Source organism: Pandoraea apista, from assembly GCF_001465595.2.
In the GTDB taxonomy this organism is placed as follows: domain Bacteria; phylum Pseudomonadota; class Gammaproteobacteria; order Burkholderiales; family Burkholderiaceae; genus Pandoraea; species Pandoraea apista.
The window spans coordinates 1,939,065-1,954,162 of record NZ_CP013481.2; the positions used below are offsets into that span (position 1 = coordinate 1,939,065).

Consider the following 15,098-nt stretch of genomic DNA (forward strand, 5'->3'; position numbering starts at 1 on the left):
GGGCACACGCCACCCAGGCAGCCACAGCGGCCCGTCTGGCACCGATGACCCGGGCTATCGCCGTCGCGCTGGCGACGGGCGGCATGCTCGGTACGGCACAGGCCGATCAGGCGTTCAGTCCCGCATGGTTCGCCGCCCGGGGCGCGGCGCAGAGCAGCGCCACGGCCACGGGCCGTCTGCCCAACGGCATGCCCGTCTCGTCGCTCAACAGCCCGTCGGAGCAACAGCGTCAGGCCAATGCGCAGTTGCAGCGTTCGGTGGCCAATCTCGGTGCGGCAGCGCAGGCCGTGGCGGCGCAGCAGGCGATGCAGGCGGCGGCGCGCCAGGCCGCACAGGCCAGCGCGTCAGTGCCCGACGGCCTGACCGACGGCGGCCTCAAGGTCGACACCAACAGTCTCACGCGCGGCTGGCTCAACGCCAACGCGCCGACACAGACCGTGGCGGACGGTCAGACGATGGTCACGGTCCAGCAGACCGCGGACAAGGCCATCCTGAACTGGGAGACGTTCAACGTCGGCAAGAACACAACGGTGTCATTCGAGCAACAGAAGGACTGGGCGGCGCTTAACCGCGTGAACGACCCGCAAGCGCGGCCGAGCAGGATTCAGGGGCAGATCAGGGGGGATGGCACAGTACTGATCGTCAACCGCAACGGCATTCTCTTTACCGGCACGAGTCAGGTCGACACGCGCAATCTCGTTGCGGCGGCTGCGAACATCAGCAACGACCAATTCCAGAAGAACGGCATCTACGGCACGAGCGGTAACACCCCGACCTTTACCGATGCGATGGGCAAGGTGCAGGTCGACGCGGGCGCGCGGCTCGTCACGCGCGAGCCGACGAGCGTGACGCAAGGCGGCGGCTACGTTATGTTGCTGGGCACGGAGGTGAGTCATGCGGGCGAGATCGTCACCCACCGCGGGCAGACCCAACTGGCCGCCGGCGATGCGTTCGTGATTCGTCGCGGTGTGGGCACCGACGGCAACACGGCGTCGACCACGCGAGGCAATGAAATCGCACCGCAATTCGGCGCGAACAGCACGGCCGGAAAGGTGGTCAACAGCGGGCTGATCGTTGCGCGCGAGGGCGACATCACGCTCGCCGGGCGTCAGGTGGAACAGCTAGGCGTGGCGTTATCGAGCACGACGGTCAACACGCGCGGCACGATCCATCTGCTCAATTCCGCAAGCGACGCGCGCGGCAGCGTCACGTTCGGGCAGGGCGCCACGACCGCCGTGCTGATCGAAGACGACGGCAGTCGCGCGCTGGACAGCCAGCGCGAGGCGCTGATTCAGGCGTCGGCGTTGCAGGACAAGGTGCGCGCGCCGATTTCCGCCGACGCGTTCGACAATCTGTCGCGCCTGTTCGACCGGCGCGATCAGTCGCGCGTTGAAGTGGTCTCGGGCGGCGATGTGCTGTTCGACAGCCACTCGCTCACGCTGGCCACGGGCGGACAGATTGCCGTGAGCGCGGGGCGTCGCAGTTTCGTCGCGAACCGGGCGTTGCTCGATGTCTCCGGCGCGGTGGGTGTGCAGTTGGACATGGCGTCGAACAACGTGAAGGTCAACGTTCAGGGCAACGAACAACGCGACGCACCGGGCAATCGCGACAACGGCAACCTGATCAACACGAACGTCTGGATCGACCGGCGACGGCTGGTGTACGTGGCGCCGAACGTAGGCGGCTACGCGAACGAACGTTGGTACACGTCGAACGGCCTGCTCGAAGTGGGCGGCTATCTGGGTAATCAGGGCCACACGATCGGCGAGTGGGCCGCGCAGGGCGGCACCGTGGTGCTGGGCGGCACGGAAGTCGTGACGCAGTCGGGGGCGAACGTGAACCTCGCGGGCGGCACGCTCGACGTGCAGACGGGATATCTGAACCAGACATGGCTCAAGGGCGCCGACGGTCGGCTGTACAACATCAACAGGGCGCCAGCCGACATGGTGTTTGCGGGCGTGTATCGCGGCTTCGAGAGCGAACATCCGCGCTGGGGCAAGAACACGACAGAAGCGTATTACACGCCGCTGATCGGGCCGCAGCGCGTGCTGGAGAATGGCTACACGGTGGGGCGCGACGCGGGGCAATTGATCGTCAATGCGCCGACGGCCGTGCTCGAAGGCGACATCGTCGCCACGGTATTCAATGGCGCGCGACAGACGCAGGCGCCCACGGCAGCACTCACCGACAGCTATCGCCAGAGTCAGAACGCGGTGGCGCGGGAAGGCCGATTGGCAATCGGACAGTACGGGGCGCTGGGCCTCACTGGAGCGTTTAACACCAATGTGCGGATCGGCGACGTTGCGGACATCGGCATCATCGCACCCACAGATGCGCTGGCACCGAACCGGCTCAATACGGCGTGGCTCGACGCGACACGTTTGACTTCGCAATCGCTGGGCGGACTGGGCATCGCGACGCGCGATACGTTCACGCTCGACGCCCCGCTCACGCTCGCCAACGGCGCGAGCTTCTCGGTCGTTTCGCCGTTCGCCAGCCTTAACGCCGACCTCACGGTGCGAGCCGGACAGATCAGCGTCGGCAATACATTGCGGACTTCGAGCATCGACTACTTGAGCTTGACCGGCGGGGGGGGCGGCGTGTCCCTCGCGCCGGGCAAGACGATCGACGCGCGTGGCCTCTGGACGAACGTCAAGCTCGGCGGTTCGGCCAACGCGCGGCTCGCCTATGTGGACGGTGGCAGCGTCAAACTCAATTCGACGCAGGACATCACGCTGGGCGCCGGCAGTGCGATCGACGTGTCGTCGGGGGCCGCGATACTGGCAGACGGCAAGATTCTCGGCGGCAAGGGTGGGAGCGTCACGCTGAATGCCGACGATGGCGGCAACGGCGCAGGCATGCTCACGCTCGGTAGCGATATTCGCGGCTTCGGTGTGAACGGCGGCGGCACATTGACGATCGGCACGGGCCAGCCCGTGATTCTCGGTAACGGACCGGTTCTGCCTGACGGACGGCTCTCTGCCGGCAAGGCCGCACCCGTCGATTTGCAACTGGGGGCGGATCTTGTCGTGCCCGCTGGCGGAGTGCTGCCGTTCTCGTTCGCGGTCACGCTTTCGAAGCTGGCTGCGGGCGACGTTGTGAAGGGAGGCGACGAACCGGTCTCGCTGATCCCGTCGCAAACGACCCCGCTCGTGCCGAAAGCCGACTGGACCGTGCCGATGACAATGACCGAAGTCGCGCTTGAGAACGGCACGCGGATATGGCCCGGACAGAGCGTGCCCGCTGGTTCGCGCATCGTCAGTGTGGTCGGCACGCTGCCCGACGGGTATGTCATTCCGGCCGACGCGTTTCCGAACGGCGTGAGCATCAAGCCCAATCGCACGGGCTACGACGCCGGCACGCGCGTCGCTAACGACTTGGTCATCCGCTCGGGCACCGTGGTCCCCACGGGCACGGTGTTTGACCGGGCGATCAGCGTAAGACCCGTATTCGCGCTCGCGCCGTCGCTCTTCGCGAAGGGGTTCGGCAGCTACACGGTGAACAGCCATACGGGACTTACCGTCACGAGCGGCACCCATGTGAACGCCGTGATGCCGGTGCTGCGTCTGAGCGCCGACGCGTCGAATCTGGCGACGAGCGACAACCCGGCCGGTGCGTGGGATGTATGGTTGCCGCCCGCCTATCTGGCTGATGCCGCCAAGGGCACGGTAACGAAGCGCGGTGGTGCCGATGTCCTGCTGCAATCGAGCAGCGCGATGCGGGGCGGGCACATGACGATCGAGCAAGGGGCGTCGATCACCGTCGACGCCGGCCGGCGTATTGCGCTCGAAAGCCCGGGACAGATCACTATCGAAGGCCGCTTGCAGGCGCCAGGCGGCGCGATTGACGTCTCGCAGGTCACGCTGGCGTACATGGCGCGCACGCCAGCGGACGCCGCGCCGGGGCAGCGTTCGATCCTGATCGGCGATCACGCCGTGCTCGACGTTGCCGGGCGTGCCGCGACGGCCATCGACGACGCCAATCGCCGCTACGCGGAAGTGCCCGACGGCGGGAGCATCACGATCGGTGCGCCGACTAACCGAAACTTTGGCACGGGCCTCGCGCAGGCGGGCGAGGCGTTCATCGTCGTGCGTCCGGGCGCGATGCTCGATGCGTCGGGCGGTCTCGCCGTGACCGATCTGCCGGGCAATGCCGGTTCGCTGACGCTGGCTGGCAACGGCGGCACCATCGCGCTCAATTCCTTCAACGGCCTCTATCTCGACGGCACGATGCGTGCGGCGGCGGGCGGGCCGGGGGCGCAGGGCGGCACGCTGGTCCTGACCCTGGAAACGCCACGCTATCGCCAGACCGTGGTGCCGGACGATGTGCGCATGCTGCGAACGCTCGTGATCGGTCAGGACACGGTGCCGAGCGGCTCGGATGGTCCGCTGACGATCGGTACGGCGCGTATCGGCGTCGGGCAGATCAAGGCGGGCGGATTCGACAGTGTCTCGGCATATGCCGATCTCATCCGCTTCAGCGGCAACGTCGACCTGTCGCTCGGACGAGGCATTGAGCTTTATCACGGAACGCTGATCACCGACGGGACCGATCAGACGGTTCGGCTGGCCGCGCCTTACGTGCAATTCAAGGCGGTCGCCTACAACTCGCTCGAAGGCAATCCGGTCTATCCGAAGGCGACCGGGGATGCGCCGGGCATACAGATTTCCGATTTGCCCACGAAGGCGAAGCTGGTCGTCGATGCATCGATGATCGAACTGGGCTCGCTTACGTTGTTCGGCGTGAAAGGGGCGTTGCCGCTCGTGGACGGCACGCGGCCGTTCAATCTGACAGGTTTCGACGCCGCCACGCTGAACAGTGCCGGTGATATTCGCGTGGGCAACGGCGTGGCCGGCACGCGCACACTCGATCTTGTCGCGGCGCAGATCTACCCGGTCTCGGCGCAGGACAACAACGCTGTCATCCCCGGCGCGATCCGAGCGACGGAAACCGTGCGCATCGGGCGCAGCACCGACACGCTACCCGCCATGCCGTACGAGGTGTTCGGCAGCCTGAGCGTCTTTGCGAAGAACATCGAACAGGGTGGCGTGCTGCGCGCGCCGCTCGGCATGATTACGTTGGGCACGGCCAAGAACATCGGTGCCGGTCTCTTGACGTCGGGACCGACCGACAATGTCGTGTTATTGCCGGGCAGTGTCACGTCGGCGAGCGCCAAGGGGGTGACCCTGCCCTATGGCGGTACCGTCGACGGCATGACTTATTCGCATGCAGGCAATGCCATCACAGGACCAGCGGGCTTCACCACGGGCGTGACGTTCGGCGGGAAGGCGTTCGACGTTCGGCAGGGAGCGGTCATCGATCTGTCCGGCGGCGGAGACGTGCTCGGCGCGGGCTTTATCAGCGGCCGCGGCGGTTCCGTCGATATCCTCACGACGCCGCTGGCGAACGCTGGACCTGGCTACCGCTTCAGCACGGCCGACAGTCAGGTCTATGCCATCGTGCCGGGCAGTCAGCCAGGCTATGCGCCAAGCGATGCAGAAGCCGGCGTGTTGCCATCGCTGGGCCGTCAGATCACGGTGCAGGCGGGCGTGCCCGGACTCGCGGCCGGCACCTATACGCTCATGCCGGCACGCTACGCATTGTTGCCGGGCGCGTACCGGGTCGAAGTGGGCGCGCATACTGCGGCAGCCACATCACAGGTGGTACCGACGAGCAGCGGTTCGTGGGTGATTCAGGGCTATCAGGGCACGGCGTACACCGGCTATCGCGAGGCACTGCCGACACGAATGGTCGTTACGCCGGGTAACCTCGTTCGCACGCACTCGCAGTACAACGAGACAAGCTATACCGACTTTCTCGTGTCGACGGCCAGACGCTCTGGCGCGCCGCTGCCTATTCTGCCCGCCGACGCACGGACATTGAACCTGAACTACGCGACCCGTCCCGGTACCGCGCCATCGCTCAGCTTCAAGGGCACCGCAATATTCACGCCGGGCAAGGGCGGGCAGGGCGGTATTCTCAGCGTCGACGGCGCGGACTCGCGCGACCTCAATCTCGAAATCGTGCCGGTCGGCGCGGCGACCAGACCGGGTTTCGTCTCGCTGCCTGACGCGGATCTGAACGCAATCGGTGCAGACCGGGTCTCGATCGGGGGCAGTACGCAGTTGTCCGATCTGTTCATCATTCGGGGCTTCACGAAGTCGCTGGCGATCAGGAGCGGGGCGCAACTGCGAGCACCGGAGTTTTTCCTGATCGGCGGCGCCGGGGGGGTGACTGTCGAGGACGATGTGCGCATCAGCACATTAGGCATGGGCAGCGCCACGCCGTTTTCGGCAGCCGACGGTTACGCCTACCGCGTTGCGCGCGACCTGTTCTTTCAAACCAACGCGATTGCACTGTCCAACGGCTTGCTCAATGTGATTTCGCAGGCGGGCACGGGCACGAGCGCCGGAATTTCGGTGGGCCGCGCGGCGCTATACACCGAGGGCACGCTGGCATTCACGGCGGGCACGGCGGGCAAGTTGTCGCTGTCGCCCGACCTGCGCTATGGCGCGAAGTACCTGTCGTTCGCCGTGCCCAACATCAACTTCGGTACGTCGGCGTTGCTCGACGCTGCGCGCCTTTCCGGCGTGCTGCCGGCGGGACTGCAGCTCAATCAGCAGGTGCTTGGCGATTTGCTCAAGGGCAACGCGGAACCCGGCGTGCCGAAGGTCGAATCGCTGATTCTGTCGGCGGGCAACTCGATCAACTTCTACGGTCCCGTGCTGTTTGACACGATCAACCCGGCGACCGGCAAGTCGAGCCTGACCGATCTGGTATTCAATACACCGGCCATTTACGGGCTGGGCGATGCGGGCGACACGGCGAAGATCACGACCGGCCGGCTGGTGTGGAACGGTGTGAGCGATGGGGTGACGCGCAATGCCAACCGCGAGCCGAAGAGCCTGCCGCCGCCTGTCGTCATCGCAGGCGGGCCGGGCACCGGCAGCGGCACGCTGGAGGTGGTCGCCGATGAGATCGTATTCGGTTACCCGCGATTCGGTTTGCCCGACACGCAACTGACGCTCGATCGTCTGGCGCTCGGCTTCTCCACCGTGAACCTGACCGCGAACGAGCGCATCACGGCAAACACACGCAATACGTTGTCCGTCTACCAATCGGGCACGAACGCGGCCACGTACGCGGGCGGCAATCTCAATCTGATCACGCCGCTGCTTACGGGCGAGGCGGCCTCGATCAACCGCATCACTGCGGGCGGCGCACTGCGCGTTTCGTCACCCAACGGGGCAAGCGCCAGTCCGAACGACGTGCTGGGCGCGGAGATCGGTCTGAAAGGGCAAGCCGTGACGATCGCCAGTACTGTGAGCCTGCCCAGCGGCAAGCTGACGGTCGACGCCGACGGCGATATCCGGCTCGGCGACACTGCGCGCATCGACCTTGCCGGGCGCGAAGTCAGGTTTTTCGACGTCAGCAAATACAGTTGGGGCGGCGATCTGGTGTTGTCCAGCGCACACGGCAACATTGCGCAGTCGGCTGCATCGGTCATCGACCTCTCGGCGCATCGCAATCGCGGCGGGTCGCTCTCGGCGACGGCGCTCGACGTTGCGGCCGGCAGTGTCGCGCTCGCCGGCAGGATTCTTGGCGCTGCCGATGGTGTCTACGACGCGGGCGGCACGCGCGTGCCCTATCTGGGCGCGAGCATCGACGTGCGCTCGCAGTCCGTCGACGACTTCGCCGGCTTGAACCAGCGTCTTACACAGGGCGAGGTATTCGGGGCGCGCAGCTTTCAGCTCAAGCGCGAGGGTTTGAACCTCGTGATCGACAACGAGCTCAAGGCCAACAGCATCGACGTCTCGGTCGACGGCGGCACGCTTACCGTCAATGGACGCGTCGACGCAAGCGGTGCACAGGCTGGCACGATCCGGTTGGCAGCGCGCGACGGCATCACGCTCGCATCGAACGCCGTGCTCGACGCGCACGGCACGACGTTACGTGTCGATAGTCGCGGACAAGCGATCGACGCGCCGAATCGGGCCATCGTGGAATTGACGACCGGGCGCAATCCAGCCAACGATACGCCGGGCTGGCTGAGAATGCGCCCGGGGGCGACCATCGACGTGAGTTCGCCCGATGGCGTGGCGCGTGGCACAGTGGATCTGAACGTGCAGCGCATGGACAAGCGCGGTGGCGATCTCGCCATCGACGCGACAGGACCGGTAACGATTCTCGGTGCGAAGAGTGTGGCGGTCAACGGCTTCTGGCGTTATACGGATGCGCCTGCGGGCACGCCGTCAAGCGATGGACGCCCGACGCAGGTGGTCAATCAGGCCTATCTCGACGCCCTCGATGCCGACAGTCGTGCCTTCACCAACGCCGCATGGGTCAACAGCGGTTTGCAGGGCCGGCTGGCGGGGCTCACCTCCTATGGCGCGGCGTATCACTTGCGACCGGGCATCGAGATCGCGAGTGCCACGGCCAACGGCAACCTGCTGGTCGATGGCGACCTCGATTTCTCCGGCTATCGCTACGGCCCCGGGGTGAATCCGGCTATTCGCGGTTCGGGAGAACCGGGCGTGCTGATGTTGCGCGCGGGGGGCGACCTGACGATCAAGGGCAGCATCAACGACGGCTTTGCCCCGCCGCCGACCACGCCTGACGACAACGGGTGGAAGATCATCGGGCGCGTGCGTGCCGGCGATCTGCTGACGTCGAATTTCGAGGCTATCGGCACGACGACGGTCTTCGAGATCGAGTACACGATTCCTGCCGATTGCTGGGATTGCCTGATCTTCGGCTCCGCGGGCGACATGTACGCCGCGGGCGATACCGTGCCGCTCGGCACGCAGGCGGACTACGTCACGATCCCGGCGGGGCTGCCGAGCCCCGTGTCGTTCGAGAGCATCGTGCCGCGCCCGGAGCCCGGCAAGATGTGGGCGGTCTCGCCGATGCTCGCACCGGGCGTGCGCTCGTGGTCGATGCAACTCGCGAGCGGTGCCGACGTTGGCGCCGTGAGCGGTCGCGCGTTGCAGCCGGGCAAGACGGGAAATCTCGTGCTCGACGACGAGCACTTCAGCGGCCAGCAGCGCACGGCGAGGGCGATGAGCGTAGTGCGCACCGGCACGGGCGATCTCTCGATGCTCGCCGGTGGCGATTTCACGATGAAGAGTCTGTTCGGCGTCTATACGGCGGGCACGCAGTCCGCGCCATTGCTCGCAGCCGACGGCAGCGTCCCGTTCAATCTGGCGCGTGGCACGGAGCAGCAGACACGTCCGAGCGGCGGCGACACCGTGCTAGGTCCGAGCGGCGCGGCGTACGAACCGTTGGTGAGCGGGCCGTCGAGCGCATATCAGGCGTGGTATCCGGAGCAGGGCGGCAACGTGTTCGTCAAGGCGCAGGGCAACGCGAAAGGCTACGTGACCTCGGGCGCCGACCAGTCGGTGACGTCGGCAAGCGGCAACTGGCTGTGGCGACAGGGCGGCGACGTGGGCGGCGTGTCCACGGCGTGGTGGATCAACTTCGGGACTTATGTGCTGCCGGTCGAAAGCGGCCGGTCTGTCCCGGGCACGACACCTCGTCTGGTGGGTTTCACTGGCATCGGCGCGCTGGGTGGCGGCAATGTCGACGTGCGCGTGGGCGGCGACGCCGGCATCATCGACAGCATGGGTCAACCCACCAATCCGGTCACGCAGGGTCTGAACCTTGCGGTCGGCGGCACTGGCAGAGTCACGGCCGACGGACGTATCGTGCAGACGGGCGGCGGCGATCTGAACCTGCGCGTGGGCGGCACGCTCAACCCACTCGACCCGAACCTGAATCGCAGCAGTAATACCGAGACACTGTTCGTGCGCGGCGCCATCGTGCCCGATATGCTCAACGGTGTACTCACGAACGTTCGCGGTGTGCTCGACATCGGCGCCGGCGCGATCGGTCGCATCGATCTTGGCTACGGTGTCACGTCGCCCTCGGTCGCGGTCGATCCCCGCGCGGTCGACTTCAATACGGCGAACGGCGGACGCGCCAACGGCGGGCCTTCGCTATCGCTTGGCGACGCTGCGGTGTCGTTCGGCGCGCGCGGCGACCTCGTGCTTTCTCGGGCAGACGATGCAGGCCTCACGTCGCAACCCAACGCGTCGTCGTACCAGGTGACGAGGGACGGCACGACTACGCGCTACACCGGCGGCGGCTATAGCTGGTTCTCTTTGTGGACAGACAGTACCGCGATCGACTTGATGGCCGCAGGGGGAAATCTGGCGCCGACGACGGTGGGCGCCAACGATCGAGTGAACCGTGGGGGTGGCGATTACCCCGCAACGTTGCGGGTGGCGGCGGCGCAGGGCGGCATCTTTTACGGAGCCAAGCTTTACGACCCGACGAGCCCGTACACCACATCGTTGACATTGGCGCCGTCGCCCGTCGGGCAGTTGGAAATGCTCGCCCGTAAATCGATTCAGACGCTGGGCATGTCGATCAACATGTCGGGCGCCGACCTCTCAGTGCTTCCTACACCGTTGCGTCCGGGTTTCGTGGGCTATTCGGGACCGAACACCGAGATCGTGACCAACCGCGACATGAACTCGCCGGCGAACGGCGTTGCTGGCTCGCTCTACACCTTCGGACCCAACACGGTGACCGGCAATCTCCATGCGGGCGACGACACGCCGCAGCGCTTCTACGCGGTGGAAGGCGACATCATCGGACTACGAACGGGAGAGGTGCTGGACTTCACCAGCAATGGCCAGGTCAAGTCAACGTTTGCGCAGAACCAATGGAATGTCGCAGCCAAGCCGGTGTGGGCCATTGCCGGTCGCGACATCGTTGGCGCTGGCGCGCAATCGATGATCTACGCGAACGGCGTCGCTCATTACGCGCCGGGGCTTTACGGTGCCGAATCGTCGGGCAACCTGATTTATCACAATAGCGAGACGGATGTGTCGATCGTGCGTGCCGGTCGCGACATTCAGTTGGCGAATTTCCAGGTCGCAGGACCGGGCACGCTCGAGGTGGTGGCAGGGCGCAATCTTTATCAGGCTGACAAGGGGGCGATCCTGAGCATTGGGCCGCTCGCGCCGGGCGATCTGCGCCCGGGGGCATCCGTTGTCGTGATGGCGGGCGCCGGCGCGGCCGGGCCGGACTATGGGGGACTCAAGCGCTATCTCGATCCCGCGAATCTGCTGCCGGCAGCCGCGCCGCTCGACGGTTCGGGCAAGGTCGTCAAGACGTACGAAGGCGAGCTCGCGACGTGGTTGCGCAAGCGTTACGGCTACACGGGCAACGATGCGCTGGCGTACTTCAACGCGTTGTCATCCGATCAGCAGAATGTGTTCTTGCGCGACGTGTACTTCGCCGAGCTGAAGGCGGGCGGGCGCGAGTACAACGATCCGGACGGCCGCCGTCAGGGCAGCTATCTGCGCGGGCGCAATGCCATCGCGGCGCTGTTCCCGGAGCGCGATGCCGAGGGCAAGCCGATCGCCCGCAGCGGCGACATCACGATGTTCGGCGGCTCGGGGGTGCGCACGCTCTTCGGCGGCAGCATCGACGTATTTGCACCGGGCGGTCAGATCGTGGTGGGCCTGCAGGGTGTGGCGCCGCCGGCCACGTCGGGCATCGTCACGCAGGGAGAGGGCGACATCAATCTGTACTCGAAGGGCAGCGTTTTGCTGGGGCTCTCGCGCATCATGACGACGTTCGGCGGCGGCATTCTGGCGTGGTCCGCCGAGGGCGACATCAACGCGGGACGCGGATCGAAAACGACCGTCGTCTACACGCCGCCCAAGCTGGCCTACGACAATTACGGAAACGTGACGTTGTCGACGCAGGTGCCCTCGACGGGCGCGGGGATCGCCACACTCGCGCCGATTGCCGACGTGCCGGCCGGCGACGTGGATCTGGTGGCACCGCTGGGCACCATCGATGCAGGCGAGGCCGGGATTCGCGTGTCGGGCAACGCGAACCTGGCGGCGCTGCAAGTGGTGAACGCCGAAAACATTCAGGTGCAGGGCAAGTCCACGGGCATTCCGGCGATCGCCGCCGTCAACGTGGGGGCGCTGACCAATGCGAGCGCGACGGCGTCGCAAGCAGCATCGGCCGCGCAGGATGCCGTACAGCGCGAGCGGGCCGCCTCGCGTCAGGCGCTGCCGTCGATCTTTACCGTGCGTTCGCTCAACGGCAGCAACGATCTGTCGCCATTGACCGAACCGATACGACCCGCGCAAATGGGCGCCTCGCTTGCACCCGGCTACGGGACGTATGACCCGCGCATCCCGGTGCAGGTGCTCGCACACGGACGGCAGTTCAATCCGGAGGTGTCGACATTGCTGACCGACGACGAGCGCAGACGTCTACGTGATGCACGGTAACGTGCGATGACGTGAAAATGTTGCTTCGATGAAAGCGATGACTTATGTCGACGGCGGGTATGTGGTGCAGTCGACGTATCGGGGGGGCCGGCATGAGACGTCCGAAGACGGAAGCTGTCGGCCGGCCCTACCAACGCCCGGCGCAAGGCACGGGCATGACGCTCCACGACATTCTGTTTCCCTCTCTGCCGAATGATGGCCGCAGGGTGTAACAGAATTGTCGTATTCCGATGTCATCATCTGCACTTTCCAGAGTTGCGTGCTGCATAGGCGATTGACGCATGCCGTCCGGTGCGCACTGAGGCCGGCGATTGGCGGCCTGACATGCCGTTGGTTCGGAAGCCGGGAGGATGCATCTTGCGTCTGTATTTGCTGGGTTTGGGCTGCTATGGAGTGCTGCTGCCGGTGTTGAGCATGGGGCCATCTGCCGCGCGAGGTGCGCCGCTCAACCCCTTCATCGGTTCCGACAGTGACCCCGCACGGCCCACGGTGCCAGCGATACCCGCGCAACAGACGCCGGGGCCCAGTGCCGAGCCCAAGTCGTTCTTCTTCGATATCCCTGCGCAGCCACTGGCCGATGCCTTGCAACGTTACGCCATGATCTCCGGCCGTCCCGCTCTCTTCAGTAGTGCACAGGTGGCCGGTCTCACCTCGTCGCCCGTGCGTGGCGACTTCCCGGCCGACACCGCACTGGAGCGTCTGCTGGCCGGCACGGGCCTTGTCGCACAGCACGCCCGCTCCAGTCCCGCAGAAGCCTTTGTCCTCAAAGCGCAGCCGACAGCAACCGGGCCGCTGTCGTCCGGCGAAGACACGCCCGCCAACGCTTATGCCGGCCGGGTGCAGGCGAGCGTCTGGGCGGCGCTTTGTAGCAACACGCTTACCCGGCCGGGACAATACCGAACGTTGTTGCGCTTCGAAATCGACGCGACTGGCGCCCTGCGTCAGGCGCGGCTGCTGACATCGACCGGGGAGCGCAGCCGCGACGCCGCTGTGCTTCGGGTGCTCGCTAGCGTACGTATCGAGGGTGTGCCGCCAAGCGACCTGGCGCAGCCGTTGACCATGGTGCTGTTGCCCCGCGATCCGCATCGTTCCGACGCCTCTCCCGTTTGCCGCGCGGCGGTCAAGGAGGGGCGTTCATGACGGAGAACGTCGGATCCCTGCCCGAATATCTCACCCGGCACTATCACAACCTGAAGCGCCGTCTCACTCGCCTGCTCGGCAGCAGCGATCTGGCCGGCGACGCCTTGCACGACGCCTGGGTCAAGCTCCAGGCGCAAGAGCCGGGAACGGGCGAGAGCGTGCACAGCCCAGGCAGTTATCTCGTTCGCGTCGCCGTGAACATCGCGCTCGACGCGCAGCGCAAGCAAAGCCGCTCGCTCTCATTCGACGAGGTCGATGCACTGCTTCATCTGTCAGACACGGCGCCCGGCCCGGCGCGCGTTGCGGAAGACCGATCCGAACTTGAAGCCCTGATGCAGTTGATGGAACGGCTGCCCGAACGGCGCCGTCAGGTGCTGCTGCTGGTTCGATGGGAAGGGTTGCCGCAAAAGGCCGTGGCCGAGCGTCTGGGGGTGTCGCTGCGCGTCGTTGAGAACGAGTTGCGCCGTGCGCACGATTTTCTGGACGAAAAACTGAAAACCAAAAATAGTTGAGGGATTTGTGCGACGCCGTTCGTCCATACACTGGCGGCATCCGACGATGCGCGATGCCGCGTTATCGATACCGCTAGATTGCCCGCCCTCGGCTGGGCGCCAACATTGATGCAATGAATACACGCGACACTCCTCCGGCTTCCACTTCAGACGACCTGCAACGGCAGGCGCGCGTCTGGTTGCGGCTGTTGGACGCCGGTGACGTGACCGACGTCGATGCGCAAGCCTTTCGGCGCTGGCTCGACATGAGCGCCGATCACAAAGTGGCGTTCAACGAGGTGAAGCACCGCTGGGCGACACTGCGCGCGGCGAGCGGTATCTACGTCGAACGGCATCCGCATGCGATGCCCGCCCCGGCAACCGTACGGTCAACACCACGTGACGGCGCCAGGCAACGCTCGGCGGGCCGCCGCGCGTTCATCGGCGGGGCACTGACCGTGGGCGCGGCGGCGGCCGTCGCAGGTTTCTACCCGGACGCGTTTCGCCGCGCCATGCCTGACCAGTGGGGGGCAGACGAGCGCACGGCCGTAGGCGAGCAGCGCACACTGACACTGGCGGCGCAGACCGTTGTCACGCTCAATACACAGACCAGCATCCGGCAAAGCACGCAAAACGGCAGGACGGTGAGCGTGACGTTGCTTTCCGGCGAGGCCGCCGTCGACCTTGGCGGTTCGGCCGAGCCATTCACGGTATCGGCCGGCGTGGGCAGCGCGCGCGCGCAAGACGGCCGCTTCGAAGTCCGCTATCTCGACGGCAAGGCCTGTGTCACATGTATCGATGGATCGGTTCAGGTGTCGCACCCCGCTGGCAAGCGGTCTTTGCAGGCGCGCCAGCAAGTCGCCTATAACGACCACGTGCTGAGCGACGTCGGCAACGTCGATGCGCAAGCCGTGACGGCATGGCGTCGGGGCGAATTGGTGTTCGACCAGATTCGCCTTGTCGATGTCGTCGACGAAATCAATCGCTACCGCTCGGGGCGGATCGTTCTCGTCAATGAGGCCGCACGCAATCAGCGCGTGACCGGGCGTTTTCGGATCGCCTCGCTCGATGCCGCATTGTCACAACTGGAGAGCACATTCGATCTGAATGCCAGGGCGTTGCCAGGAGGCCTGCTGATACTGAGCTGACG

General features: G+C 65.8%; 4 protein-coding genes. All 4 read left to right on the plus strand.

Annotated features, from left to right (window positions below; genetic code table 11):
* Positions 1-44 precede the first annotated feature (44 nt).
* The 4 genes from AT395_RS08905 to AT395_RS08920 all read left to right on the plus strand — a co-directional run bounded on the left by AT395_RS08905 (position 45) and on the right by AT395_RS08920 (position 15,096).
* Positions 45-12,317, plus strand: a complete 12,273-nt coding sequence (locus AT395_RS08905; RefSeq protein WP_167370722.1) for a filamentous haemagglutinin family protein — start codon at positions 45-47, stop codon at positions 12,315-12,317.
* A 357-nt stretch (positions 12,318-12,674) separates the two neighbouring features.
* Positions 12,675-13,457, plus strand: a complete 783-nt coding sequence (locus tag AT395_RS08910; protein ID WP_125348274.1) for an STN domain-containing protein — start codon at positions 12,675-12,677, stop codon at positions 13,455-13,457.
* The gene (locus tag AT395_RS08915) at positions 13,454-13,969 is read left to right on the plus strand and encodes an RNA polymerase sigma factor (protein ID WP_042112073.1); all 516 of its coding nucleotides are present in this window, start codon (positions 13,454-13,456) and stop codon (positions 13,967-13,969) included. Before AT395_RS08910 ends, AT395_RS08915 begins: the two co-directional genes overlap by 4 nt.
* A 113-nt stretch (positions 13,970-14,082) precedes the next feature.
* Positions 14,083-15,096 carry a FecR family protein gene (locus AT395_RS08920; protein ID WP_082164613.1) on the plus strand — a complete coding sequence of 338 codons (1,014 nt, stop codon included), beginning with the start codon at positions 14,083-14,085 and terminating at the stop codon, positions 15,094-15,096.
* Positions 15,097-15,098: the final 2 nt, after the last annotated feature.